This window comes from Pseudomonas sp. BIC9C, assembly GCF_034541995.1.
Lineage (GTDB): Bacteria > Pseudomonadota > Gammaproteobacteria > Pseudomonadales > Pseudomonadaceae > Aquipseudomonas > Aquipseudomonas fluorescens_CC.
Genome location: NZ_JAWDGM010000003.1, coordinates 72,949 through 98,956, shown reverse-complemented (window position 1 = coordinate 98,956; position 26,008 = coordinate 72,949). Strand labels below are relative to the sequence as shown.

20 protein-coding genes are annotated in these 26,008 nt (G+C 59.9%); 10 read left to right on the top strand and 10 right to left on the bottom strand.

Translation table 11 applies throughout. From position 1 onward, the window contains the following. Positions 1-26 precede the first annotated feature (26 nt). Positions 27-3,137: a transglycosylase domain-containing protein gene (locus RS887_RS15055; protein ID WP_322615984.1), complete on the top strand. Its 3,111-nt coding sequence runs from the start codon at positions 27-29 to the stop codon at positions 3,135-3,137. 36 nt (positions 3,138-3,173) lie between these two features. Here RS887_RS15055 and RS887_RS15050 read toward each other — a convergent pair whose 3' ends face one another. The 5 genes from RS887_RS15050 to RS887_RS15030 form a co-directional block, all read right to left on the bottom strand. Then, positions 3,174-4,424: a hypothetical protein gene (locus RS887_RS15050; RefSeq protein WP_322615983.1), complete on the bottom strand. Its 1,251-nt coding sequence runs from the start codon at positions 4,422-4,424 to the stop codon at positions 3,174-3,176. 126 nt (positions 4,425-4,550) lie between these two features. After that, positions 4,551-5,039, bottom strand: coding sequence for a CS1 type fimbrial major subunit (locus tag RS887_RS15045; RefSeq protein ID WP_322615982.1), 489 nt, complete (start codon positions 5,037-5,039; stop codon positions 4,551-4,553). A gap of 50 nt (positions 5,040-5,089) precedes the next feature. Beyond that, positions 5,090-5,830, bottom strand: coding sequence for a molecular chaperone (locus RS887_RS15040; protein WP_322615981.1), 741 nt, complete (start codon positions 5,828-5,830; stop codon positions 5,090-5,092). Between the two features lie 93 nt (positions 5,831-5,923). Next, complete coding sequence (locus RS887_RS15035) at positions 5,924-8,446, bottom strand: TcfC E-set like domain-containing protein (protein WP_322615980.1); 2,523 nt, start codon at positions 8,444-8,446, stop codon at positions 5,924-5,926. 107 nt (positions 8,447-8,553) lie between these two features. Then, complete coding sequence (locus RS887_RS15030; protein WP_322615979.1) at positions 8,554-9,039, bottom strand: CS1 type fimbrial major subunit; 486 nt, start codon at positions 9,037-9,039, stop codon at positions 8,554-8,556. 510 nt (positions 9,040-9,549) lie between these two features. On the opposite strand from RS887_RS15030, the gene RS887_RS15025 reads away from it, so the two are divergent. Both RS887_RS15025 and RS887_RS15020 read left to right on the top strand, forming a co-directional pair. Continuing rightward, entirely contained in the window at positions 9,550-10,125 is a 576-nt protein-coding gene (locus RS887_RS15025; RefSeq protein WP_322615978.1) for a PadR family transcriptional regulator, read from the top strand. Next, entirely contained in the window at positions 10,122-10,913 is a 792-nt protein-coding gene (locus tag RS887_RS15020) for a siderophore-interacting protein (protein ID WP_322615977.1), read from the top strand. The genes RS887_RS15025 and RS887_RS15020 overlap by 4 nt, the downstream gene beginning before the upstream one ends. A 172-nt stretch (positions 10,914-11,085) precedes the next feature. On the opposite strand, the gene RS887_RS15015 is transcribed toward RS887_RS15020, so the two are convergent. Continuing rightward, the gene (locus RS887_RS15015) at positions 11,086-11,727 is read right to left on the bottom strand and encodes a Pr6Pr family membrane protein (RefSeq protein ID WP_322615976.1); all 642 of its coding nucleotides are present in this window, start codon (positions 11,725-11,727) and stop codon (positions 11,086-11,088) included. Position 11,728: 1 nt separating this feature from the next. Beyond that, positions 11,729-11,959, bottom strand: coding sequence for a VF530 family DNA-binding protein (locus tag RS887_RS15010; protein WP_057398608.1), 231 nt, complete (start codon positions 11,957-11,959; stop codon positions 11,729-11,731). A 367-nt stretch (positions 11,960-12,326) separates the two neighbouring features. On the opposite strand from RS887_RS15010, the gene RS887_RS15005 reads away from it, so the two are divergent. The 7 genes from RS887_RS15005 to cmoB all read left to right on the top strand — a co-directional run bounded on the left by RS887_RS15005 (position 12,327) and on the right by cmoB (position 22,237). Further along, entirely contained in the window at positions 12,327-13,709 is a 1,383-nt protein-coding gene (locus tag RS887_RS15005) for a carbohydrate porin (RefSeq protein ID WP_322615975.1), read from the top strand. Between the two features lie 222 nt (positions 13,710-13,931). After that, positions 13,932-16,343, top strand: a complete 2,412-nt coding sequence (locus RS887_RS14995) for a glucose/quinate/shikimate family membrane-bound PQQ-dependent dehydrogenase (protein ID WP_322615974.1) — start codon at positions 13,932-13,934, stop codon at positions 16,341-16,343. Between the two features lie 304 nt (positions 16,344-16,647). After that, the gene (lon, locus tag RS887_RS14990) at positions 16,648-19,065 is read left to right on the top strand and encodes an endopeptidase La (protein WP_322615973.1); all 2,418 of its coding nucleotides are present in this window, start codon (positions 16,648-16,650) and stop codon (positions 19,063-19,065) included. Between the two features lie 217 nt (positions 19,066-19,282). Next, entirely contained in the window at positions 19,283-19,675 is a 393-nt protein-coding gene (locus RS887_RS14985; RefSeq protein ID WP_008016732.1) for a protease inhibitor I42 family protein, read from the top strand. 2 nt (positions 19,676-19,677) lie between these two features. Continuing rightward, on the top strand, positions 19,678-20,313 hold the full coding sequence (locus tag RS887_RS14980) for a lysoplasmalogenase (protein WP_322615972.1): 636 nt from the start codon (positions 19,678-19,680) through the stop codon (positions 20,311-20,313). 191 nt (positions 20,314-20,504) lie between these two features. Further along, entirely contained in the window at positions 20,505-21,284 is a 780-nt protein-coding gene (gene cmoA / locus RS887_RS14975) for a carboxy-S-adenosyl-L-methionine synthase CmoA (RefSeq protein WP_322615971.1), read from the top strand. After that, a complete protein-coding gene (cmoB, locus tag RS887_RS14970; protein ID WP_322615970.1) occupies positions 21,281-22,237 on the top strand; it encodes a tRNA 5-methoxyuridine(34)/uridine 5-oxyacetic acid(34) synthase CmoB in 957 nt (318 codons plus the stop codon). Before cmoA ends, cmoB begins: the two co-directional genes overlap by 4 nt. Positions 22,238-22,342: 105 nt before the next feature. On the opposite strand, the gene tadA is transcribed toward cmoB, so the two are convergent. The 3 genes from tadA to guaA all read right to left on the bottom strand — a co-directional run bounded on the left by tadA (position 22,343) and on the right by guaA (position 25,993). Further along, positions 22,343-22,840 (bottom strand): tRNA adenosine(34) deaminase TadA, encoded by a 498-nt coding sequence (tadA, locus tag RS887_RS14965; RefSeq protein WP_322615969.1) that lies wholly within the window; start codon positions 22,838-22,840, stop codon positions 22,343-22,345. Further along, positions 22,840-24,216, bottom strand: coding sequence for a multicopper oxidase family protein (locus RS887_RS14960; RefSeq protein WP_322615968.1), 1,377 nt, complete (start codon positions 24,214-24,216; stop codon positions 22,840-22,842). Before RS887_RS14960 ends, tadA begins: the two co-directional genes overlap by 1 nt. Positions 24,217-24,415: 199 nt before the next feature. Continuing rightward, positions 24,416-25,993 carry a glutamine-hydrolyzing GMP synthase gene (guaA, locus tag RS887_RS14955; RefSeq protein WP_057398600.1) on the bottom strand — a complete coding sequence of 526 codons (1,578 nt, stop codon included), beginning with the start codon at positions 25,991-25,993 and terminating at the stop codon, positions 24,416-24,418. Positions 25,994-26,008: the final 15 nt, after the last annotated feature.

The window sequence follows — 26,008 nt, the reverse complement described above, 5'->3', positions numbered from 1 at the left end:
AATCTGCGTGAATGGATCAGTCGACTATGGGCGCTTTGTGGCAAACCGATTCGAGTAAAACCGTGGTTCCGACTGAAGGTGAGGATGAAGCGCCTATACCTGAAAAACCCCGTCGTTCCAGGCATGGATGGGGAGCGTTCTGGCTATTGCTGTTGATAATCGCGATTGTCGTGGGGCTGGCGGCTGCGAGGGAAATGCGTACCTCGAGGTTCCAGGCCCGGGAAGTCAGCAAATACGCTGCGTCCCTGAGCTATGAGCTCAAACCCGGCCCCAGCGATGCCATTCGCTATCCGGGCGACGGTCCGTTCGATCGGCGCCTGGGCTACAGTTCTCTGGATGAGTTCCTGCCGCGCCTGATCAAGCGCGATTTCGTCGTTGAGGCGCAAACCCGCTTTTCTCCCGCGCTGTTGAAGTACAGCGACAAGGGGCTGTTCGTGCCTTATACCGAGAAAATCCAGGCCGGGCTGTCGATCACCGATTGCCGCGCAGCGCCGCTGTACCAGTACCACTATCCACAGCAGCTTTATTCAACCTTTGCCTCGATCCCGCCCGTGGTGGTCAACAGCCTGCTGTTCATCGAGAACCGCTTCCTGCTGGACCCCAGCCAACCGCTGGCCAACCCGGCAGTGGACTGGCCGCGGTTCGGCATGGCGGCGTGGTCCCAGGTGGCCAAGATGTTGCATGTGCCCGGCCAATCCGCCGGTGGCAGTACCTTGGCCACGCAACTGGAGAAGTACCGGCACTCCCCCGATGGTTTGACGGTCAATGGCGCGGAAAAGATCCGCCAGATGATTTCCGCCACCGTACGCGCCTATCAGGCCGGGCCACAAACCCTCGAAGCCCGGCAGAACGTGGTTCGCGACTACCTCAACAGCGTGCCGTTATCGGCCGTACCGGGGCACGGCGAAGTGCATGGCATGGCTGAGGGCTTGCGCGTGTGGTATGGCTCCGACTTCAAGCAGGCCAACGAAGTCCTGACCAGCACTGCGACGGATCCAGAAACCATGGCGGAAAAAGGCCTGGCCCTGCGTGAAATGCTGTCGTTGATGATTGCTCAGCGCCGCCCGTCGCATTACCTGACCAAGGGGCATGATGAACTGGCCGACCTCACCGACAGCCATATTCGCCTGCTGGCGCAAAACAATGTGATCGACGCTCAGTTCGCCGCCGCCGCCCTGGCCAGCAAAGTCACCTACCGCGACTGGGCCACCCAGCCGACCATTCAACCGATCGAAACCAACAAAGGCATCAGCGTTGCCCGCAGCCGGCTGGCCAGCCTGCTCAATCGCCCGCTGTACGACCTCGACCGCCTCGACCTCTCGGCCACCAGCACCCTGCAGGGCGAACTGCAAAGCAAGGCGACCGAGTACCTCAAGCACCTGGCCGATCCAGCGTTCGCCACGGAAATCGGCTTGATGGGTGAGCGCCTGCTGACGCCCACCAGCACCACCCAGGTGCGCTACAGCTTCACCCTGTTCGAGCTGACCCCCGACGGGTCGCGAGTGCGGGTGCAGACCGACAGCACCGACCAGCCGTTCGACATCAACGAAGGCAGCAAGCTGGAACTGGGCTCCACGGCAAAAATGCGCGTGCTCACCACCTACCTGCAAATCATCGCCGAGCTGCACGACAAATATGCCGGCATGAGCGTGCCGGAACTGAAAAAAGTCGAGGTGCCGGAGCAGGACCGCCTGAGCCGCTGGGTCGTCGACTATCTGATCCAGAACAAGGACCGCAACCTCTCGACCATGCTCGGCGCGGCGCTGGACCGCAAGTACTCGGCCAGCCCCGGCGAAGCCTTCTTCACCGGCGGCGGGTTGCACACCTTCCATAACTTCCGCAAAGAAGACAACGGCCGCATGCCTACCTTGCGCGATGCCATTCGCGAGTCGATCAACCTGCCGTTCATTCGCCTGATGCGTGACCTGGTGCGCTACACCACCTACTCCGGTCAGAACAGCAGCGCCGAACTTTTCAAGGACGACCGCGACCCGCGGCGTCAGGAATACCTGGCCTCGTTCGCCGACCGTGACGGCACTTCGTTCCTGCTCAAGTTCTGGAAGAAGTACAAGAACAAGGACACCCAGGACCGGCTCGAAACCTTCCTCGACGGCATGCGCCCGACCCCGATCCGCATGGCCGCCGTGCACCGCTACCTGCTGCCGCAAGCCAGCCAGGAAAGCTTCAACGCCTTCGTGCGCTCGCACCTGACCGGCGCCAAGCTCACGGAAAAACTCACTGACGAACGTCTCGTGCGGCTCTACGAGGCCTACGGTCCCGGCACCTACGACCTGCCGGACCAGGGCTTCATCGCCAAGGTTCACCCGCTGGACCTGTGGCTGATGGGCTACTTGCTCAATCACCCCGACGCCAAGTGGGGTGAGATCGTCAAAGCCAGCCAGTTCGAACGCCAGGAGGTCTATAGCTGGTTATTCAAAAGCAGGCACAAGGGTGCCCGCGACAGCCGCATCCGCACCATGCTGGAGATCGAGGCGTTCCTCGACATCCACCAGCGCTGGCAGAAAGTCGGCTACCCGTTCGACCACCTGGTGCCGTCTCTCGCCACCGCCATTGGCAGCTCCGGCGACCGCCCGGCCGCGCTGGCGGAGTTGATCGGCACCATCCTCAACGACGGTGTGCGCATGCCGACCCTGCGCATCGACAGCCTGCATTTCGCGGCGAACACACCCTATGAAACCAAGCTGATCAACGACCCTGACGTCGGCAAGCGGGTGATGCCGTCCGAAGTCGCCACGGCCATGCGCGAAGCCTTGTCGCAGGTGGTGGATGCCGGTACGGCCAAGCGCGTTTCCGGCAGTTTCGTCACGCCGGATGGCAAACCCCTGGCCATGGGCGGCAAGACCGGGACCGGAGATAACCGCATCGAAGCCATTGGCTCAGGGGGACGAATCCTCAGTTCGAAATCGATCAACCGCACGGCGACCTTCGTGTTCTACATTGGCGACCATCACTTCGGTACGCTCACCGCCTACGTGCCCGGACGCTCGGCCGAGGAATTCAAGTTCACCTCCGCCCTGCCGGTACAGGTGCTCAAGGGCATGGCGCCGATCCTGACCCCTTATCTGCAACCGGGCAGTGACACGCAATGCCTGCCGGCGGAGGTGGCGCGGCGCTGACGGCATGTGGCTGGCAGCACCTTTGCAGATTTGGACCTAGACCTCGGAGTCCCACACCACCGTGACATTACCCGAATAGGTCTTACCGACCCCGGTCAGCATGTCTTCCACATACTCTCTCGTAATCTCGAAATGCAGGGTTCCAGGCTTTCGATCGATGTAACTACCAGGCTGGAACAGTTCGGTGCCGCTGCCGTCTAGCAGCAAGGGACGGCGATTAACCGGCTGCCCGGTGGCGTCTGTCAGGCCGTTGGGTAAAGTGACGCTGACATTGAGCGGCACACTGTGGCCTGAACGGGGTTCCCGCAGGTGGCATGTATTGCCCCCGCTCGAATACTGACATTCGAGATTCATCTTGAACCGGCTCGACGATGAAACATGGAAAGTCTGGTCACGGAACAATCGTGTTGGCTTACGCCCCTGGTTCAACCAGGCCTGCCAGCCTCCCTGGGGCGCCAGTTCCACGCGATTGCCACCGGGCGGGACTTCCACCTTGAGCGTATGTTGAACGTCCAGCGTGAAATTGAACGTGAGCAGGTTGTCATCCGGAATCATGACATCACCAAAATCAAAATCCGCGCCGGGCCCCATGGTGTAGTTGATCGAGCCGGTGTACTGCCCTGAGGACATCTTCAAAGGATTGGGGGTTCTGATCGCGTAGGCGTATTCCATATTGCTGTACCAAAAACGAGGAATATCCGTGCCGGGTTGGCGACTACAGATACCTGCGCCTTCAGGAACGAGCCAGAAGAACAGGGCGGTACTACTACCGGCCGCAAGATAGTTGACCCCAGCACAGGGGCTCGGTGCATGCTGCCATTGATCTGCCCAGGAAATGCCCGGCTTCGCCCAGGCACTGACTCCCGGGGGCCGATCCAACCCCCACGCATGCCCGATGCCGGCAATACGTACTTGAACGGTTTCCACTTCACCGGTAGTTGTGTGCATCACTTGCAAATCCCGCCACTCGGACGGCACCTTCCACATGGCTCCCTGTCGGACATCCGCATGATTAGCCAGAATAGGAGCATTGGAATGCGCACTGAAGGCGGTGGTGCGAATCGTGAAAATCCCCAACTCTCTGCACCTTTGGGGTATATGCCCCGGGCAAATACCACTTTCCGGCGTGGTATTAACGAACTCATTTTTCAACGGATTAGCCGGGTCCGGATTGAACTTGGCGGTAATGTCCTGCACGAGGGCATTGGCGCTGGTGGATAACAACATCAATAACGAAGCGCTGAATACAAGGCTTGGCCGTTGTTTAAAAACTCTTGAAAAATCCATATGCGTTCTCTTTGGCTCTGACCATTTCCAGATTGATGACCTTCAAACAGATAGCGCTCAAACCTGCCGGTTTCCGACCCGCGCGCTATGAGTCGAACGGGGGTGTCGGCACCGTTGAGCAAGTCGTCAAGGTGCGACGGATTCGAAAATCATATGAACGTTGCCGTAATAGTCACCAGCCTTGTAACCATCTGCCGGTTTTACAGCGGCAATTTCCAACCCCACGCGCTTACCCGCCTTGCCGTCCATTTCCGAAATCACTACTTCGGGATCAAGGGTCAGTCTTTTTTGATTGAAAGTAACGAGCAATGGAATGTCATCGGTGTCCCTGCCGTTACTCAGATAGGGCTCTAAATACAGACGGGCAGAAATGGCGCCATTTTCGTTTTTGACATCGAACTGCTTTCGCAACGGGCTGAGTTCGGAAGTAACAGGATTCCAGTTCAAGCGTTGTTCCCGGTGAATCCAGTCTGGATCGGTCGGAATCACATGAAATTCGGCGGTCGGAATGCTGACCGAGACATCGAAGGTTTCGCTAAACCTGATCGCGTATGCGCAGGTACTGGCCAGCGTCAGCATCGCCATTGATGCACCCGTCATTATTACTTTAAACATGTTGTCCATCCGTACATCAAAGCCAGTCGTCTATAGAAGTAAGAATGCTCTTACCCTTTTATTTCAAACTTCTTTTTCGCTGAACCCTCGATCAAGGTGAAGCGATATTCACGGCCAGCCTGTTTATCGAACTGAAAACTCCTCCCCGCCATGACGTGATGTTTTGTGACAGGCTGGCATTCCGATTCGTTCTTCACCGAACAGTCCTTGAACTCGTCAATCACAACCACGGTATTACCGTTGTTGCGAATTTCGTATTTGCCAGGCCCGTCATTGATCACGCTGTCAAAACGCGTGTCCTTGGGCCGTACGAAAAATACCGTGCCATATCCGGCCAAGACGTTGACCCCTGCAGACAGACCTTTTTTGTAATCTTCCCGTTCTTCCGCAGATACCGCGAACTCATCTTCCTTTTCAGGAACCACCGGCACGAAGCGAAGGCGGAAATAACGCTCTTTTTCCCGCTCACCCATGTACAACAGGCGCGTGCCCTGCATGCCGTTGGCCGGCACGATCAGCCGGGCCGGGCTGGCCATCAAACCGTCGCGAGCACCGGCATCGGCTTGGTTGGCAAGGGGGATTTCCCGTATCGTTCCATCGGCGTCGTAAACGATTTCAAGAATGCTGACCTTCACAAATGCCGTGCTGTCGCCACCATTGAAGACCCGTTTCATGTAAGTACTTTTATCACCGTCCAGGTAGTCGTAGACCTCCCCAATGTTAATTTGCGGACCGGCCAGAGCCGCGTGAGCGAACACTGAAAAACCAAAGAATGCCAATAAGCGCTTCATAATAAAAAACCTCAATAATCAGACACTGTGGGACCGGGTGATTAGAGCTTTCACCTTTGACGGCTCCTGATAAGTCACCCGAATGTGTAACGATCAGCCCGATATCCGGGATTTATTCGCCGCTTCCGCCAGCGTTTCCGGCGCACAACGCAAGTCCCCGATCATCAGCACATTGTTTTCATTGCGGGCATTGGCGGTATCGAGCCGGAACTGACACAACAACTGATTGCCGTAACGAACTTCCAGGGTTGGTGAACCGGCATTCATTTCCATGGAGAAGAACCCGTCGACTTCACTCACGCCACGGCTGGCGTGGTTGATCAGGTGATGGCCCTTGAGTGGTTTGCCTTGGGGGTCGATCAAACGGCCAAGGACGGTCAGGGTTTTGCTGACGGTGATCTTGCGGTAGTCGACGCCGCCCTTGTTCAGGTGATAGCGGGTACGTGGCGGCTGGATGCTTGCGGCCGGTGGGTGATTGCCCTCGAAATCAAAGCTCACCGAACTGTTCTTGTAGGCAGTGACCGGAATGAAATTACGCCCCGGTCGCAGCAAGGCGCTGCCTCCGCTCAAATCGTCGGCACGCAGGGCGATGCCTTCAAGATCGGACTCGACGTCGACAATCATTCCGGCGCCCGCCCCCTGAGGCTGGCTTGTCATGACGAATCGCCGACCGCCGACCGCCACGGTGCTGTCCAGGTTCAAACCGCCGGTGAAGTTGCCATTGAAAGAGGAGCGCTGAACGAAGACATCACCATTGATGAAGTCATCACTGAAATTGGTGGTGCCGGAAAGGCCTACACCGTAGGTATCGGTAATCGCAGTAGCCGATACGTTTTGCAGCACATGGTCCTGCAAGTCTTTACGGTAGGTGACAGAGGCATTGTTGTCGCGGCCACCCTCTCGGGAAGTGCGCGTACCTACGCTACCCGACCACTGCTCGCCCGGACCTCCAAGTGCAACGCTGACGCTCAGGTCGACGCCGCGGTTACGCTTGTCCCCGCTGCTGAAACTTCCAGGCCGATCGAACACCGAGAAGCGCCAGTTGCCATCGCTGCCAAACAGGTTGCCGCGCTGGGTCCAACCGAGGTCTACGCCTACGCCCTCGACATTGCCATCACTGTGGGAGACGCGCCCGTTGATCGAGCTTTTACTGCTCAGCCGATGATTCACCGACAACGACGAGGTGCTGGTCTGGCCGGTGAACACCTTGCGCTGACGCACCCGCGTGCCGTCGGGCAGGGTTTCGTAGGTGTTGGTGGTGTCCAGCCAGCTGCGGTTATGAGTGGCAAACACGCTGCCGGCGCCGTAGTTGTACATCGCTTGAAGATCCATGCCGGTGCCGTGATCTTCCGTTTCGTAAACGTTGGCGAACAGGCTGGTGTTGTTGGCCAGCGTCCAGTCGATTGACGTGCCGTACTGCATCTTGTCGCGCACCTGGCGACCCGATACTCCAAGGATGACCCGAGGGTGCAGCAGGAAGTTGACGGCGGCACCGGCGGTCATGGCGCCATAGGCTTGCTCATCCCAGTTGCTGAGCAACTTGCTCTCTTGTCCGGCGAACAGGTTGTAGCGCCAACGACTGTCCTGTTTACGCCAGTTGGTCGGTTTGTACACCAGCTCCTGAGTTGTGGAGGTGATCTGGCCGTCTTCGATCAGACGCACTTCCACTTCATAGATCCCCCCCGGCAAGGGGCGGGTATCCAGGGTTTGCAGGCCGGCATTGACCGATTGGGTATTGATGAGCAAGCCGTTGCGAAAAATTTCCACCGACGCTTGACGGTTGGCGGTGACATAGATCGGGTACACGCTGGGTCTAGGGCTGTTGATGGCCAGGCTGTCGGAGCTTCCATACATGAAACCTGCCGCGGTGTCGGGACTGGCACCAAATGAACGCAGCTGGCGACTGAGGCCTTCGGAGTTAGGGGTGAAATACCCCAGGCGCAAAAAGCTGCCTTCGAGTTCACGCTGGGTATAAAGCTCGTGTACCGCGTGGTAGAGCTTGTCGTCCGGGCCGCCCAAACGGGCCAGCTGCATGTTCACGCTTTGGGTCCAGTTGCCCAGGCTACTGCTGGCCTCCAGACCGTAACGTCCGCCGAGGTCCTGTTCCTGGCCGCCGTTGAGGTTCAGTTGATTACGCACGATCAAGCCGCTGCTGCCGCCTTCGGGCAGATCGTAATAGCGCTTGGCTTCGGTGTTGCGCTCGGCATTTTCGGTGACAATCGACACCAATGAATTCTGCAGGTTGTAGTGCACCGCCAGCATTTGCTCCGGGCAACTGCCTTCGCAGGCACCAAGGGCCACGCCTTTCTTTAAGTAAGTAGCCCAGACTTCACGTTCGCTGGCAGAAATATTGCTGTCGCCAACATCGGCAAATTCGAGCAAGGTAATTCGATCATTGCGGGACAACACGATCATCGCCTCCCCGAGAAGTTGTTGATCAAGTTCCACCCGGACAGCCAATGGTACATCGAAGAAGTGTTCTTCAAAGTCCACCGGCAAACCTTTTGCTTGAGCAAGTAAACTTCGGGGAGTAGTGGCGTTATTTGTGGGCGCAGCCAATGCACTGGCGCACAAAAAAAGCGCGAGAGCAGCCGCGACGGGAGTCATCTGGAACATGATCTGAATACTCTGATTACATAACAAGCCGACGCCATCCGGCCATCTTTCAACGGCCGGATGGCAGACGGTTGAATAAAAAATTCTTTATAAGAGCATTTGATCAATCAAGGCTTCAGAACAGGTTCGAACACCACTGCGAAACTGCTGGTAAAGTCTCCGGTCTGACTGGCGGTCGGTTTCTTGGCTTTGATCCTCAATGCACGCTGTACACCTGGTACCGAATCGGTTTCGTTGACGATTTCCTTTGTGGTCGCAGCCAGTTCGACGCTACCGATGGTGACGGTCAACGGAATACTGTCACGACCGTTATACAATACCGCCGAACCTTCGATCAGGGCATTGATGGCACCTTTCGAATCCGTATGCTTCAAGTTGAAGATGGCATCTACGGTAGACAATTCGCCACCAACCAATTGAGTCATGACTTCATCGCGACCGAAGTTTGGATTTTGAGGTGCCACATTGAACTGCGAGGTGGGGATGAATGCCCTTACGTTGATCGTGGTCGAAATAGGGTCAGCGGCAAAAACCATGGAAGAACTCAGTGCCAGGACAGCCATTGGCGTGGCGATTGCAATCTTCTTTAACATCTTTCAGTACCTGTCTCTTAAAAGGGTCGAAGCGTGGAAAGTTTTTGATAAGCAACACTGTCACGAGCAGCTATTTGCTCAGCTGAGCTTTCAACGCCGAAAGATGATCGATCAACTCTTCTGGAAAGTAAGTAGGGAAATTCCGACAACTTTGTAGTCAAAGCATTGCCGAAACATAAAGAAAAAGTCTGAAGCGGAAATAACCCCACAATATAACGGTAAGATTCAGACACAGATCCTGTCTATCCATTAATTTCAGCACGACACTCGCACTACGACGTCTGTAAGACCAATACCACACGTTCAACAAATAAAGGCCGACGGTGCTAAATTAGAGAGTTAAAACTAAATTCAAGATATGCATCTATCCAACAATCATCTTTTTTCGATTTTGGCTTCCTTTACCAGCCGGATTTACCAGGCCTTCAGGGCTACCACCGGTCGAAAGCCCTTGCTCTCCAGTTAAGATATATCTTAAGTTGTATCTAAACACGACGAGAGAAAGCGAAAATGAGAGACCATCATTCCCCCCACCGTGAACATGGCGATGGCCGTGACGGATTCGAAAAGCGCCCTGGCCGTGAACGCGGCGGTCGCGGACCACGGGTGTTCGCCCCCGGCGATCTGAAATTGCTGCTGCTGGCCTTGATCGCCGAACAGCCGTGCCACGGCTACGACCTGATCCGCCAGATCGAAGGGATGTTCGACGGTGCCTACAGCCCCAGCCCCGGCGTGATCTACCCGACCCTGACTTTTCTGGAAGAAAGCGAAATGATTCAGGGCGACGCCGAAGGCGGAAAAAAACGCTACAGCGTGACGGAGGCCGGGCGCCAGTCCCTGATCGAGCAGGATGTTGCCCTTGAAGGTGTGCGGGTGCGCATCGATGTCAGCAAACGCTCACTGCGTGGTCATGACCGCCCACCGGAAATCCACGAGGCGGTGCACAACCTGCGCCATGCCTTGCAACTGCACCATGGCCGCTGGAACCCCGAAGAAATCCAGCGCGTCTCGACCTTGCTCAACAACACCGCCAAAGCCATTGTCGACGGCCCTGCCGTTCAGTCTGCCCAGGAGACAGCCGAATGATCGACGTTATCGTGCCTTCCCAAACCATTCACCGTGTCAGCCACGAAATCAAACGTCGTCGCCTGGAAGTTCTGCGGGTAGTAGACCTGACCCCACGCATGCGCCGGATCACGCTGGGCGGTCCGGAGCTGGCAGGTTTCGTCAGCCTTGGCACCGACGATCACGTCAAACTGCTGTTCCCGCAGAACGCCGAGCAAGCCGCGGCGCTGGAAACCCTGGTGCTGGGCGCCGGCAAGGACAACGGGCCGATGCCGGCCATGCGTGACTACACGCCGCGCCGCTACGACCTGAACACCCTGGAGCTGGACATCGATTTCGTGCTGCACGGCGACGGCCCTGCCTCGACCTGGGCCGAACAGGCCAGACCTGGCCAGTTCCTGCACATCGGCGGGCCGCGGGGTTCGATGATCGTGCCGGACATTTTCGACAGCTACCTGTTGATCGGTGACGAAACGGCAATTCCCGCGATTGCCCGCCGGCTCGAAGGCCTGTCGGCCAATCGCCGTGCACTGGTGATCATTGAAGTGGAAAACGGCAAGGAGCAGCAGGTGCTGGAAAGCGCCGCCGAGGTCAATGTGATCTGGGTGTTGCGCGAAGGTGGCAAGGACCATTTACTGACCACCGTGCGGCAGGTCAAGGTCCCCGCCGGCAGCCTGTATGCCTGGGTCGCGACCGAGAGCAAGGTGTCGCGGCAGATTCGCCGGGTGTTGCTCGATGAGCATGGACTGGATGAACAGTTCGTCAAAGCCGTAGGCTACTGGCGGTTGAATGACAGTGACGAAGAGTGACCGCGACTCATTATTGTGGCGAGGGAGCTTGCTCCCGTTCGGCTGCAAAGCAGTCGTAAAATCAGCAACCGCAGTGTTCCAGATAAAACTCGATTGAGGTTTTAGCACTGCTGCGCAGCGCAACGGGAGCAAGCTCCCTCGCCACGGATGTGCTCGACATCACCGTCTGTGCTCATTTTCGAGCACGCCATCGATCCAACCCAACCACCAGCAACGCAATCACCACGAACCCCGCCAGCAATCCCCCGGCATTGATAAACACCTGTGGATAACCCAGCTTCTCCACATCGATGAACGGGTACGGATAAACCGCCAGCAAATGCCCCCGCAGCAGGGAATAGGCGAAGTACAGCAGCGGATAAATCGCCCACAACGCGATGTGCCCCAAGCGCAAACTGCCCTTGGGCACACAGCACCACCAGTAGATCAGAAACAGCATCGGCATGACGTCGTGCATCAGCTCATCGGCCAGCCACTGCCATCCCTCGGGATGCCATAAATGGCGCAGCAACAGGCTGTAGACCAGGCCGACCACGGCGATGCTCACGGCCACTCCACTGCTGACCCACGGCTGTAAAAACCAGCGGCGTGCGGCCGATTCGCGGGACGTCGTTTCACAGGTCAGCACGGTTGCCACCAGCGTATTGCTGAGCACGGTGAAATAGCTGAAGAAGCTCACCAGCCCGCCTGTCAAACTGGCTGCCAGCGTCCAGCGCGAGTAGAAAATCAGGTACAGCTGAATACTCAATCCCACCCAGCCAAGGATGGCAGCGATGGCGACGAAACGACGCCGCGCGACTGACGGGATGAACATGTCAGAGCGGACGCTTGGTGCGCATCAGTTTCACGTAGAGGCGCTCGACCTTCTCCCGCGCCCACGGGGTTTTACGCAGGAACGTCAGGCTCGACTTGATGCTCGGGTCACTCTTGAAGCAGCGGATATCGATGCGTTCGGCCAGCCCCGACCATTCGTAATGTTCAACCAGGGCGTTGAGGATTTGCTCCAGGGTTACACCGTGCAGCGGGTCGTTGGTCTGTTCGGTCATGCCGGGCCTTCAGCGATGTAGGGATGAGAAGCCGCGCACCTTAGCCGAGGGCTTCGTTGGGGGGAAGCGGTCTGTTGAATGTAGGTGATCCTGTGGTCCTGTGGGAGCGAGCTCGCTCGCGATGGTCGTTAACGATGACGCGCGCATTCTGGATAAACGCGTTGCTCACAAGTTCTTCGCGAGCAAGCTCGCTCCTACAGAAAGCATTCATTCCCTTACTGTTACAAAATCCGAAACGATGCATGTCAGTAAAAGCCCTTTCTCTATTTGTAACAGAACATTATCCTTGCGCCCGCCTTAGCTGAAACGCTTCTGCCAGTCACTTCTTCCGCTCATCCCCCAGAAAAAGATCAAGAATTTCTTCTCTATGCCTGATTTACGATTTTCGAAAGACAGCGCTGTCTTTAAGACTGTCTCTTGCCACAACGTCCTCAAACTGATCAGCGGATTCACCGCGTTCGGCCTCGCCACCTGTGTTCAGGCCGCTCCGGCTTTCGACAGCGACTCCCCATGGATGCTCGGCGACTGGAACGGCACTCGCACGGAACTTGCTGAAAAAGGCTACGACTTCAAAGTCGATTACACCGGTGAGATGGGCAGCAACCTGCACGGCGGCTATGACCATGACCGCACCGCACGCTACAGCGACCAGTTCGGCCTGGGCACCCATCTGGACTTGCAGAAGATCCTCGGCTGGGACGATGCCGAATTTCAGCTGACCATCACCGAACGCAGCGGCAACAACATCAGCAACGACCGCATCAACGATCCGCGCGTCGGTGGCTTCACCTCGGCCCAGGAAGTCTGGGGCCGTGGCCAGACCTGGCGTCTGACGCAGATGTGGTATCAGCAGAAGTTCTTCGATCAGAGCCTCGACATCAAGGTCGGCCGCTTCGGTGAGGGCGAAGACTTCAACAGCTTCCCCTGCGACTTCCAGAACCTGGCGTTCTGCGGCTCCCAGGTCGGCAACTGGGCGGGCGACATCTGGTACAACTGGCCGGTCAGCCAGTGGGCGATGCGGGTCAAATATCACCTGACGCCCGAGTTGTATGCGCAGGTTGGCGCGTATGAACAAAACTCGTCGAACCTGGATCGCGGCAATGGCTTCAAGCTCAGCGGCAGCGGCACCCAGGGCGCGGTCCTGCCGGTAGAGCTGGTGTGGACGCCGAAACTCAACGGCCTGCCGGGCGAATACCGCGCCGGTTACTACTACAGCAGCGCCAAGGCCACCGATGTCTACAAGGACAGCAACGGCCAACCGGCCGCCCTGAGCGGCGAGGCCTACCGCAGCGCCTCGAGCAAGCACGGTGTCTGGCTCGGCATCCAGCAGCAGGTCACCAGCCTCGCCAGCGACCACTCCCGCGGCTTGAGCCTGTTCGCCAACGGCACGATGCACGACAAGAAAACCAACGCCATCGACAACTACGTCCAGGCCGGCCTTGTCTACAAAGGCCCGTTCGATGCCCGCGCCAAGGACGACATCGGTTTCGCCATGGCCCGCGTGCACGTCAACCCGGCCTTCCGCAAGAACGCCGAGGCGAGCAACCAGGCCAACGCCGTTTTCGACTACGACAATCCGTCCTACCTGCCGCCCCAGGACACCGAATACAGCGCCGAACTCTATTACGGCGTGCACGTCACCAACTGGCTGACCATACGCCCGAACCTGCAATACATCCGCCATCCCGGCGGCGTTGACCAGGTCGATGACGCGCTGATTGGCGGGATCAAGATCCAGTCGTCGTTCTAAGCAACACCACAAAACCTTTGTAGGAGCGAGCCTGCTCGCGATGGTCGTCAACGATAACGCTGCGAGCCTGACACCCCGCGGCGTTCTCAGGTTTCTCGCGAGCAAGCTCGCTCCTACAGGGACTACGTCAACCACACCGGTTTTATGAACCATGCCCACGCCGGATCGTCATCTACAGTGAACTGGCGCGGGACTACTTGAAACGTCACGGAGAATCACACTATGAGCACTGATGGTGCCTTGGGCCGAGGCCGGCTGTTGCCGACCCTGCTCGGCATACTGCTTCTGCTAATGGGCCTGGCCATGCTGGCCGGGGGGATCAAGCTGAGCATGCTCGGCGGCTCGCTGTATTACCTGCTGGCCGGTATCGGCATCGCGCTGAGCGGCGTCCTGCTGATCGCCGCCCGCCCTGCCGCGCTGGGCCTGTACGCCCTGGTGCTGTTCGCCAGTACCGTTTGGGCGCTGTGGGAAGTGGGCCTGGACTGGTGGCAACTGGTACCGCGCCTGGCGCTGTGGTTCGCCCTCGGCCTGGTGATGCTGCTGCCGTGGTTCCGTCGTCCATTGCTGATCAACGGCCCGGCCCCTATGGGCACTGGCGCCTTGAGCGTGGCCGTGGTCCTGGCCGGTGTCACCGCCGTGGCCAGCCAGTTCACCCATCCGGGCGAGACCTTCGGCGAGTTGGGTCGTGACTCGGCTGACATGACCAGCACTGCGCCACAAATGCCTGACGGAGACTGGCAGGCCTATGGCCGCAGCGAATTCGGTGACCGCTATTCGCCACTCAAGCAGATCACCCCGGGTAACGTCGGCAAGCTGCAGGAAGCCTGGCGTATCCAGACCGGCGATCTGCCAACCGCCGATGACCCGGTGGAACTGACCAACGAAAACACCCCGCTCAAGGCCAACGGCATGCTCTATGCCTGCACCGCCCATAGCAAGGTGCTGGCGCTGGACCCGGACACCGGCAAGGAACTGTGGCGTTTCGACCCGCAGATCAAGAGCCCGGTGGGCTTCAAGGGCTTCGCCCACATGACCTGCCGTGGCGTGTCGTACTACGACGAAGCCGCTTACGCCAAGTCTGAAACCGCGGCGTCCGCCGTCCTCTCCGAGGCCGGCAAAGCCGTTGCCCAGGCTTGCCCACGTCGCCTGTACCTGCCAACCGCTGATGCACGCCTGATCGCCCTCAACGCCGACACCGGCAAGGTCTGCGAAGGCTTCGGCACCAACGGTGTGGTTGACCTGACCCAAGGCATCGGCCCGTTCACCGCCGGTGGCTACTACGCCACCTCGCCAGCCGCGATCACCCGTGATCTGGTGATCATGGGCGGCCACGTCACCGACAACGAATCGACCAACGAGCCGTCCGGCGTGATCCGCGCCTACGACGTGCGCGACGGTCATCTGGTATGGAACTGGGACAGCAACAACCCGGACGCCACCGAACCGTTGGCCCCGGGCCAGACCTACAGCCGCAACTCGGCGAACATGTGGTCGCTGGCCAGCGTCGACGAAAAACTCGGCATGGTCTACCTGCCACTGGGCAACCAGACCCCGGACCAGTGGGGTGCTGACCGCACTCCAGGCGCCGAGAAATTCAGCGCCGGCCTGGTCGCCCTGGACCTCGCTACCGGCAAGGTACGCTGGAACTACCAGTTCACCCACCACGACCTGTGGGACATGGACGTCGGCAGCCAGCCAACCCTGCTCGACATGAAAACCGCCGACGGCGTGAAGCCTGCGCTGATCGCCCCAACCAAACAGGGCAGCCTGTATGTCCTCGACCGTCGTGACGGCACGCCGATCATCCCGATCAAGGAAATCCCGGTGCCGCAAGGCGCCGTGAAAGGCGACCACACAGCCCCGACCCAGGCCCGTTCGGACCTGAACCTGCTGGCCCCGGAACTGACCGAAAAAGCCATGTGGGGCGCCAGCCCGTTTGACCAGATGCTGTGCCGTATCCAGTTCAAGGAGCTGCGTTACGAAGGTCAGTACACCCCGCCGTCGGAACAGGGCAGCCTGATCTATCCGGGTAACGTCGGCGTCTTCAACTGGGGCGGCGTTTCGGTCGACCCGGTTCGCCAGATGCTGTTCACCAGCCCGAACTACATGGCCTTCGTCTCGAAAATGGTGCCTCGCGCCGAAGTCGCGGCCGGCAGCAAGCGCGAGAGCGAAACAGCGGGCGTGCAACCGAACACGGGCGCACCTTACGCGGTGATCATGCACCCGTTCATGTCGCCATTCGGCGTACCGTGCCAGGCTCCGGCCTGGGGCTACGTGGCGGGCATCGACCTGACCACCGGCAAAGTCGTGTGGAAACGCAAGAACGGCACCAGCCGCGACAGCTCGCCAATTCCTGTCGGCATGAACCTCGGCGTGCCGAGCATGGGCGGCTCGATGGTCACCGCCGGCGGCGTCGGCTTCCTCAGCGGCACGCTGGACCAGTACCTGCGCGCCTATGACGTCAACACCGGCAAAGAGCGGTGGAAAGCTCGCCTGCCGGCTGGCGGCCAGGCTACGCCGATGACCTACACCGGCAAGGACGGCAAGCAGTACGTGCTGTTGGTCGTCGGTGGCCACGGCTCGCTGGGCACCAAAATGGGTGACTATGTGATTGCGTACAAACTGTCGGAATAAGTTTTAGCGGCAGTAAAACGAAAGGCGACGCCCGTGAGGACGTCGCCTTTTTTGTCGCCGCCGCGGAACACCCTGTGGGAGCGGGCTTGCTCGCGAAGGCGTTGTGTCAGGCAACATTTACATCAACTGACACGCCCCCTTCGCGAGCAAGCTCGCTCCCACAATTGACCGCGCACAGCCTTGGTTCAGCTAACCTGTCTCTCTGCTGAACACGCCTGCGAAACACCGCTTCGCAGAAAATGACCGTTGAAACCACCGCCAACCTGCCCCATCTAAGACCCATACCCATTGCGCAGGTGCCCCCATGAGCGACCAGCAGGAATTTCCCGAAGACCCGAGCGAATACGCAGACCCGGAAAACGCACCGCACCCCACCACCGGCAAAGGCCTGGCCCTGCCCGGCCAGAACCTGCCGGACAAGGTCTACATCATCCCGATCCACAACCGACCGTTTTTCCCGGCCCAGGTGCTGCCGGTCATTGTCAACGAAGAGCCGTGGGCCGAGACGCTCGACCTGGTGGCCAAGTCCGGACACAACTCCCTGGCCCTGTTCTACATGGACACGCCCCAGGAGGACCCGCGCCACTTCGACACCTCGGCCCTGCCGCTCTACGGCACCCTGGTCAAGGTGCACCACGCCAGCCGCGAAAACGGCAAGCTGCAGTTCGTCGCCCAGGGCCTGACCCGCGTGCGTCTGAAAACCTGGCTCAAGCATCACCGCCCGCCGTACCTGGTGGAAGTCGAATACCCGCACCAGCCCACCGAGCCGACCGACGAGGTCAAGGCCTACGGCATGGCGCTGATCAATGCGATCAAGGAACTGCTGCCGCTCAATCCGCTGTACAGCGAAGAGTTGAAGAACTACCTCAACCGCTTCAGCCCCAACGATCCGTCGCCGCTGACCGATTTCGCCGCCGCGCTGACCTCGGCCACCGGTAGCGAACTGCAGGAAGTGCTCGACTGTGTGCCCATGCTCAAGCGCATGGAAAAAGTCCTGCCGATGCTGCGCAAGGAAGTCGAGGTTGCGCGCCTGCAAAAAGAGATTTCTGCCGAAGTTAACCGCAAGATCGGTGAGCATCAGCGCGAGTTTTTCCTCAAGGAGCAACTCAAGGTCATCCAGCAGGAGCTGGGCCTGACCAAGGACGACCGCAGCGCCGACCTCGAACAGTTCGAACAGCGACTGACCGGCAAAGTACTGTCGCCGCAAGCGCAGAAGCGCATCGAAGAGGAAATGAACAAGCTGTCGGTACTGGAGACCGGCTCGCCGGAGTATGCGGTCACCCGCAACTACCTCGACTGGGCGACCTCGGTGCCGTGGGGCGTCTACGGCGAGGACAAACTCGACCTCAGGCACGCGCGCAAGGTGCTGGACAAGCATCACGCCGGTCTCGACGACATCAAGGACCGCATCCTCGAATTCCTCGCGGTCGGGGCCTACAAAGGCGAGATCAGCGGTTCCATCGTATTGCTGGTCGGTCCGCCGGGCGTGGGCAAGACCAGTGTCGGCAGATCCATCGCCGAATCCCTGGGCCGGCCGTTCTATCGTTTCAGCCTCGGCGGCATGCGCGATGAAGCCGAGATCAAGGGCCACCGCCGCACCTACATCGGCGCGCAGCCGGGCAAACTGGTACAGGCGCTCAAAGACGTCGAAGTGATGAACCCGGTGATCATGCTCGACGAGATCGACAAGATGGGCCAGAGCTACCAGGGCGACCCGGCCTCGGCGCTGCTGGAAACCCTCGATCCGGAGCAGAACGTCGAATTCCTCGACCACTATCTGGACCTGCGTCTGGACTTGTCGAAAGTGTTGTTCGTGTGCACTGCCAACACCCTCGATTCGATCCCCGGCCCGCTGCTGGACCGAATGGAAGTGATCCGCCTGTCGGGTTACATCACCCAGGAAAAAGTCGCCATCGCCAAACGTCACCTGTGGCCCAAGCAGCTTGAGAAAGCCGGTGTGTCCAAGAGCAGCCTGAGCATCAGCGACAGCGCGCTCAAGGCGTTGATCGACGGTTATGCCCGTGAAGCCGGCGTGCGCCAGCTGGAAAAAAACCTCGGCAAACTGGTGCGCAAAGCGGTGATGAAACTGCTCGACGAGCCGCAAGCCGTGATCAAGCTCGGGCCGAAAGACCTGGAGGCCTCCCTCGGCAAACCGGTGTTCCGCAACGAGCAGGTGCTGGCGGGTGTCGGCGTGATCACCGGGCTGGCCTGGACCAGCATGGGCGGCGCGACCCTGCCGATCGAAGCCACGCGCATCCACACCCTCAACCGAGGCTTCAAGCTCACCGGGCAGTTGGGTGACGTGATGAAAGAGTCGGCGGAGATCGCCTACAGCTATGTCAGCTCGCACCTGAAGTCGTATGACGGCGATCCGAAATTCTTCGATGAAGCCTTCGTCCACCTGCACGTGCCGGAAGGCGCGACGCCGAAAGACGGCCCGAGCGCCGGCGTGACCATGGCCAGCGCCCTGCTATCGCTGGCGCGCAACCAACCGCCGAAAAAAGGCGTGGCCATGACCGGCGAACTGACGTTGACCGGGCATGTATTGCCGATTGGCGGGGTGCGGGAAAAAGTGATTGCGGCGCGGCGGCAGAAGATCTTCGAGCTGATTCTGCCAGAGGCCAATCGAGGCAACTTCGAAGAGCTGCCGGAATATCTGAAAGAAGGCATCACCGTGCACTTTGCCAAGCGGTTTGCGGATGTGGCGAAGGTGTTGTTCTGACAGTGATGTAGCGGGCTGCACTATTGCTATCGCGAGCAGGCTCGCTCCCACAGTGGAATGCGTAGAACACAAATTGAGTGTTCACCAAAGATCCCTGTGGGAGCGAGCCTGCTCGCGAAGGCGTCGGTACTCACAACACCAATTCCCGCAGCTGTCACACTTTGTCTCATCTCGGTTATGCTCGCCGTTCGTCGTGAACGCCGGAGCCACTGACCTCATGTCCCCCATTCGCCTGCTTGTCCCCCTCGCCCTCGCCTTGCTGGCCGCGTGCGCCACGCAACCGAAACAAAACGTGACCGTGGAAAAACAAAGCGAATGTCCGGTGAAACTCACCAACGGGCAGAACCTGATCCTGACTCTGCCGAGCAATCCAACCACAGGCTATCGCTGGGCGATCCAGGATTCGGCCGGCGGCGTCTTGCACGCCCTTGGGCCAGAGGTGTATCGAAACCCGGAAGATGCCGGCATCGTCGGCGCGGCCGGGGTCTCGACCTGGCGCTTTCAGGCGTTTGCGACCGGCACCGGGCGTTTACGCCTGACCTCGCAACAGCCGTGGGCGCCGGAAGTGCTGCCGGTGGAATCCTTCGACTGCGCGATCTCGGTTAACTGACCATGGGCTGGCTGATTCTGGCGCTGATGGGCGCGGTGACCTTTCTTTATGGCCTGAGCGTGCATGCCTCTCTTCTGTGCCTGCTGGTCAAGCCACTGCCGGTGCTGGCCCTGCTCGGGTGGTTGCACGACGCACCGCCCGGCGAATATCGGCGCTGGATCAGCCTGGGCTTGATCTTCTCCCTGCTCGGCGACGTGTTGCTGGCGTGGCCAGGGGACTTGTTCGTGTTCGGCCTCGGCGCGTTTTTGGTCGCCCACCTGGCCTATCTGAAAGCCTACCTGAGCGATTGCCGGCGTCCGGCGTTGCTGCCGCTGGTCATTGCCCTCGGTGTCGGTGCAGTCTTGCTGGGGATTCTGATTGCTCACGGACTGGGCCCGTTGCTGATCCCGGTGATCGTCTACGGCCTGGCGATCAGCGCCATGCTCTGGCGCGCGCTCGCGCGGCTCGGCACCGACGTGCCCAAGCGTTCGGCACTGCTGGCGGCCGCCGGTGCGGTGGCGTTTGTGTTTTCCGACAGTGTGATTGGCATCAGCCGTTTCGTGGTGCCGTTCGATGCGGCGCCTTATGTGATCATCCTCAGCTATTGGCTGGGGCAATGGGGGATCACTGCCTCGGCATTTTTCCAAAGAACACGCTAACCCCTGTGGCGAGGGAGCTTGCTCCCGCTCGACTGCGCAGCAGTCGCAATCCCGGCAAACCTGTTTGAATGGTTTTGGGGCCGCTGCGCGGCCCAACGGGAGCAAGCTCCCTCGCCACAACAGCGTTTCCAACCGCTAACCGCCGCCGGTTTATCAGACAACCCGCGCATCAGCGCGCCAACTTGGCTAAAATGCCGGCCTTTTCCACCTACACCGCTGGAACCGCCGTGAGCAAAGAACCCGATCGCCTTTTCGCCCAGCCTCTGGCCCAGGTGCCTGACTTCGCCTTTAACGAGGACGTGGCGCGGGTGTTCCCGGACATGATCAAGCGCTCGGTGCCAGGCTATCCGACCATCGTCGAAAACCTCGGCGTGCTCGCCGCGCAGTTCGCCCAGCCCAATAGCGTGCTCTATGACCTCGGTTCGTCCTTAGGTGCCGTGACCCAGGCCCTGCGCCGACATGTGCGCACCGACGGGTGCCGGGTGATCGCTGTGGATAACTCCGCAGCGATGGTCGAACGCTGCCGCGAATACCTCAACGGGCAGGATTCGATGTTCCAGGAGTTGCTGCCGGTCGAAGTGATCGAAGGCGACATCCTCGCTCTCGACTTCCAGCCGGCCTCGGTGGTGGCGCTGAACTTCACCCTGCAATTCATCGCCCCGGACCAACGCACTGCATTGCTGACGCGTATCCGCCAGTCGCTGCTGCCCGGTGGCGCGCTGATCCTCTCGGAGAAGCTGCGCTTCAACGACCCCGAGGAGCACGCGCTGCTCACCGACCTGCACATGGCGTTCAAACGCGCCAATGGCTACAGCGAGCTGGAAATCGCCCAGAAGCGCAGCGCCATCGAAAACGTCATGAAGCCCGACAGCCTCGAAGAACACCGCGAACGCCTGCTGGCCGCCGGGTTCCCGAAAGTCGTGCCGTGGTTCCAGTGTCTTAACTTTGCCTCGTTGATTGCCTTGCCATGATTGATCTGTCCCCCCTCGCCCGCCGTCTGGCTGGTACTCCGCTGGCCGACTGGGCCAACACCCTGCAAGTGCAACTCGACAAGAAAATGGAAAAAGGTCACGGCGACCTGGAGCGCTGGCAAAGCGCGCTGGACGCCCTGCCGCAGATCCAGCCAAGTGAAGTCGATTTACTCAACGGCTTGAAGCTGGACACCGATTGCGACGACGCGACCCGTGCGCAAATGCGCACCGCGTTGATGGGCTTGTCACCGTGGCGCAAGGGACCGTTCGACCTGTTCGGCGTGCACGTCGACACAGAGTGGCGCTCGGACTGGAAATGGTCACGGGTCGCGCCGCATCTGGATCTGAAAGGCAAGCGCATCCTCGATGTCGGCTGCGGCAATGGCTATTACATGTGGCGCATGCTCGGCGCCGGCGCGGACAGCGTGATCGGTGTCGACCCGAACTGGTTGTTCTTCTGCCAGTTCCAGGCCGTGCAACGTTACCTGTCCGAACCGAACGCCTGGCACCTGCCCTTCCCGTTCGAAGACCTGCCGCCGAACCTCGAAGGTTTCGACACGGTATTTTCCATGGGCGTGTTCTACCACCGTCGCTCGCCCATCGAGCATTTGCTGGCGTTGAAGGACTGCCTGGTCAAGGGCGGTGAGCTGGTGCTGGAAACCCTGGTGGTCGAAGGCGATAAACATCAGGTACTGGTGCCGGAAGACCGTTACGCACAGATGCGCAACGTGTGGTTCCTGCCATCGGTGCCGGCGCTGGAATTGTGGCTGCGTCGTGCCGGGTTCACGGATGTGAAATGCGTGGATGTGAGCACCACCACGGTCGAGGAACAGCGCGGGACGGAGTGGATGAAGTATCAGTCGCTCAGTGACTTCCTCGATCCGGAAGATCACAGCAAGACCATTGAAGGTTTGCCGGCGCCGATGCGCGCCGTCATTGTCGCCAGAAAGTAACGCAAGAACCTGTAGGAGCGAGCTTGCTCGCGATGGAATGTCAGACTAAGTGGTGTCGACTGACACACCATCGCGAGCAAGCTCGCTCCTACAGAGGTTCGGTGTTTAGTCTGAGGGTTTGCCGCGCCGGGCCTTGAAGAACTCGCTCAAAACAGCCCCGCACTCCTCCGCCAACACCCCGCCTTCATACAGCACCCGGTGATTCAAGAAGCCCTGGGTAAAGAACTGCCCCTGGCTCTGCACAATCCCGGCTTTCGGCTCCAGCGCGCCGTACACCACCCGCGAAATCCGCGAGTGCACGATCAGCCCCGCACACATGCTGCACGGCTCCAGGGTCACATACAGCGTGCTGCCTGGCAGGCGATAGTTGCTCACGGCCTGGGCAGCGGCGCGGATGGCGACCATCTCGGCATGGGCGCTCGGGTCGCTGCCACTGATCGGGCAATTGAAGCCGCGACCGATGATTTCACCGTCCTGCACCAGCACCGCGCCTACCGGCACTTCGCCGAGCGCGGCACCTTGCGCTGCCAGCGCCAGGGCTTCACGCATGAAATCCCGATCACGGCTGCGGTCGATGATCGCGGCGGGTCGAATCTGACGCATCACGCCACCTCGATCGCGGCCATCAGGCCGGTTTCCATGTGGTCGATCACGTGGCAGTGGAACATCCACACGCCAGGGTTATCCGCCACCAGCGCCACTTGGGCGCGCTCGTTCTTGCCCAGCAGGTAAGTGTCGGTGAAGTACGGAATGATTGTGTGCCGGTTCGAGGCAATGACCTTGAAGCTCATGCCGTGCAGGTGAACCGGGTGCTGATACTGAGTCATGTTTTTCAATTCGAAGATGTAGCTCTTGCCCTTTTCGAGCTTGGCAATCGGGCGGTCGGCGCAGGTCTTGTCGGTGATGTCCCAGGCCTTGCCGTTGATCTGCCACAGGCTTGGCGGCTTGCCGTTGTCGACGTTGACCGACACCGAGCCCACCCATTCGAAATTGAAGTTGAGTTTCTCGGCATTGGCCAGGTCCGGCTCGGCGATCGGGTTGGCCGGCAGTGCCGGCGGCCAGTCGGTTGGCGCGTCGCTATTGGCCACCGAGCGCAAGGTGCCCAGGCGCACCGGGCCGTTGCGCAGGGACAACTCCTCACCGGCCGGTGGCGCCTTGATCGCCAGGCAGATGCGCATACCGGGGCCGAGCCAGTATTCCTTGCCCAGCGGGCGCGGCTCGATGGGGTTGCCGTCCAGCGCGTAGATCTGCGCTTCGACGCCGGGAATGTTCAGGCGATAAGTCAGGGTGTTATCGAGGTTGAGCAGACGTACACGGGTGATCTGCCCGGCCGGCAAGTCGATCACCGCTTGCGGAACGCCATTGATGGTCGCCAGCCGCCCCGCCGTGCCGCCACGGGCCGCTTCACGGGGAATGCTGAACTCGACGAAATTGCCCTCGTCGTCGACATGCCAGCTCTTGAGGCTCAAGGTTTTTTCGTACTTGAATCCGGTCGGCTCGCGCTCTTCGATGATCAACGGCCCGACCAGCCCACGGCCAAGCTCTTCGCTGCTGTTCACGTGCGGGTGATACCAGTAGCTGCCGGCGTCGGGCACGCGGAATTTGTAATCGAAATATTCACCCGGCAGCACCGGCAATTGCGAGACGTAGGGCACGCCGTCCATTTCCAGCGGCAGGCGAATGCCGTGCCAGTGGATGGTGGTAGCGACCGGCAGATGGTTGATGAACCGCACCCGCAGCCATTCGCCCTGACGCACGCGTAACTCGGTGCCTGGTGCCGACGGGCCGAACGCCCAGGCTTCGGTCTTGTGCCCTGGCACCAGCTCGACGTCCAGCGGTGCAGCAATCAGTTCATAGTCATGACCGGCATCTGCGTCGGCCATCTTGCCCAGCCAGTAGCGCGACGCACCACCGGCTCCCACGCCAACGACAACAAGACCGGCCAGGCCACCGAGGATTTGGCGACGGGTAAACGACATGAACTCAACTACCTCACGTGAAAACGCAGGCCCACGGCCCGCAAAAGGCGAATACGATACACCCGCAGTTGTGAAAGAAACAGCAAAGCGGGCGCGACGGCAGGCCGCAGGATGGACCCGCAGCAATGAAAAAAGCCGTGTGAACTCACGCTCACACGGCTTTTCATCCAGCGATCAGCCCCTCAGGGCTGGCGCGGGATCACTCCCACTCAATGGTCGCCGGCGGCTTGCTCGACACGTCGTAGGTGACGCGGGAGATGCCTTCGATTTCATTGATGATGCGGCCGGATACGGTTTCCAGCAGTTCGTAAGGCAGGTGTGCCCAACGCGCGGTCATGAAGTCGATGGTTTCCACGGCACGCAGGGCAACGACCCAGGCGTAACGACGGCCATCACCGACCACGCCAACCGATTTCACCGGCTGGAACACCACGAATGCCTGGCTGACCTTGTGGTACCAGTCGGCCTTGCGCAGTTCTTCGATGAAGATGTGGTCGGCGCGACGCAGCAGGTCGGCGTATTCCTTCTTCACTTCACCCAGGATACGCACGCCCAGGCCCGGGCCCGGGAACGGGTGACGGTAGACCATGTCGTACGGCAGGCCCAGTTCCAGGCCCAGACGACGGACTTCATCCTTGAACAGTTCGCGCAGTGGCTCGACCAGTTTCAGGTTCATCTCTTCCGGCAGGCCGCCCACGTTGTGGTGCGACTTGATCACGTGGGCCTTGCCGCTTTTCGCGCCAGCCGACTCGATCACGTCCGGGTAGATGGTGCCCTGGGCCAGGTACTTGATGTTGTCCAGCTTGCAGGATTCGGCATCGAACACGTCGATGAAGGTACGGCCGATGATCTTGCGCTTCTTCTCAGGGTCGGCTTCGCCGGCCAGGTTGTTGAGGAACTGGTCCTCGGCGTTGGCACGGATCACCTTGACGCCCATGTTCTCGGCGAACATGGCCATCACTTGCTCGCCTTCGTGCAGGCGCAGCAGGCCGTTGTCGACGAAGACGCAGGTCAGTTGGTCGCCGATGGCTTTGTGCAGCAGCGCGGCAACGACCGAGGAGTCCACGCCGCCAGAGAGGCCAAGCAGCACGTTGTCGGTGCCGACCTGGGCACGAACCTGGGCGATGGCGTCTTCAGCGATCTTCGACGGGGTCCACAGTGCTTCACACTCGCAGATGTCGAGGATGAAGCGCGACAGGATGCGACCGCCCTGCTTGGTGTGGGTCACTTCCGGATGGAACTGCACGCCGTAGTAGCGACGCTCGTCGCTGAACATGCCAGCGATCGGGCAGCTCGGGGTGCTGGCCAGGATATGGAAGTCAGACGGCATGCGGGTGACCTTGTCACCGTGGCTCATCCATACGTCGAGGCCGAACAGGCCGTCGGCGTCGATGTGGTCTTCGATGCCGTCGAGCAGGCGGCTCTTGCCGACCACGTCGACGCGGGCGTAACCGAACTCACGCAGTTCGGAACCTTCAACCTTGCCGCCCAGTTGCTCGGCCATAGTCTGCATGCCGTAGCAGATACCGAAGACCGGCACGCCCAGATCAAAGACTGCCTGCGGGCAGCGAGGGCTGTCGGCTTCGTGCACGGACTCCGGGCCGCCAGCGAGAATGACGCCTTTTGGCGCGAACTCGCGGATCGCATCCTCGTCCATGTCGAACGGGTGCAGTTCGCAGTACACGCCGATCTCGCGCACGCGGCGGGCGATCAGCTGGGTGTACTGGGAACCGAAGTCGAGGATCAGGATGCGGTGAGCGTGAATATCGAGGGCCATGATTCAGTCTCGTCT

Bases quoted from the DNA above. Each gene is read 5' to 3' on its own strand.
- RS887_RS15050 (WP_322615983.1), bottom strand. From the start codon at position 4,424: ATGGATTTTTCAAGAGTTTTTAAACAACGGCCAAGCCTTGTATTCAGC.
- RS887_RS15055 (WP_322615984.1), top strand. From the start codon at position 27: ATGGGCGCTTTGTGGCAAACCGATTCGAGTAAAACCGTGGTTCCGACT.
- RS887_RS14980 (WP_322615972.1), top strand. From the start codon at position 19,678: ATGGGCTGGCTGATTCTGGCGCTGATGGGCGCGGTGACCTTTCTTTAT.
- RS887_RS15040 (WP_322615981.1), bottom strand. From the start codon at position 5,830: ATGAAGCGCTTATTGGCATTCTTTGGTTTTTCAGTGTTCGCTCACGCG.
- guaA (WP_057398600.1), bottom strand. From the start codon at position 25,993: ATGGCCCTCGATATTCACGCTCACCGCATCCTGATCCTCGACTTCGGT.
- RS887_RS15005 (WP_322615975.1), top strand. From the start codon at position 12,327: ATGCCTGATTTACGATTTTCGAAAGACAGCGCTGTCTTTAAGACTGTC.
- tadA (WP_322615969.1), bottom strand. From the start codon at position 22,840: ATGCGTCAGATTCGACCCGCCGCGATCATCGACCGCAGCCGTGATCGG.
- lon (WP_322615973.1), top strand. From the start codon at position 16,648: ATGAGCGACCAGCAGGAATTTCCCGAAGACCCGAGCGAATACGCAGAC.
- RS887_RS14985 (WP_008016732.1), top strand. From the start codon at position 19,283: ATGTCCCCCATTCGCCTGCTTGTCCCCCTCGCCCTCGCCTTGCTGGCC.
- RS887_RS15025 (WP_322615978.1), top strand. From the start codon at position 9,550: ATGAGAGACCATCATTCCCCCCACCGTGAACATGGCGATGGCCGTGAC.
- RS887_RS15035 (WP_322615980.1), bottom strand. From the start codon at position 8,446: ATGTTCCAGATGACTCCCGTCGCGGCTGCTCTCGCGCTTTTTTTGTGC.
- RS887_RS14995 (WP_322615974.1), top strand. From the start codon at position 13,932: ATGAGCACTGATGGTGCCTTGGGCCGAGGCCGGCTGTTGCCGACCCTG.
- RS887_RS15020 (WP_322615977.1), top strand. From the start codon at position 10,122: ATGATCGACGTTATCGTGCCTTCCCAAACCATTCACCGTGTCAGCCAC.
- cmoB (WP_322615970.1), top strand. From the start codon at position 21,281: ATGATTGATCTGTCCCCCCTCGCCCGCCGTCTGGCTGGTACTCCGCTG.
- RS887_RS15015 (WP_322615976.1), bottom strand. From the start codon at position 11,727: ATGTTCATCCCGTCAGTCGCGCGGCGTCGTTTCGTCGCCATCGCTGCC.
- RS887_RS15045 (WP_322615982.1), bottom strand. From the start codon at position 5,039: ATGTTTAAAGTAATAATGACGGGTGCATCAATGGCGATGCTGACGCTG.
- RS887_RS15030 (WP_322615979.1), bottom strand. From the start codon at position 9,039: ATGTTAAAGAAGATTGCAATCGCCACGCCAATGGCTGTCCTGGCACTG.
- cmoA (WP_322615971.1), top strand. From the start codon at position 20,505: ATGCCGGCCTTTTCCACCTACACCGCTGGAACCGCCGTGAGCAAAGAA.
- RS887_RS15010 (WP_057398608.1), bottom strand. From the start codon at position 11,959: ATGACCGAACAGACCAACGACCCGCTGCACGGTGTAACCCTGGAGCAA.
- RS887_RS14960 (WP_322615968.1), bottom strand. From the start codon at position 24,216: ATGTCGTTTACCCGTCGCCAAATCCTCGGTGGCCTGGCCGGTCTTGTT.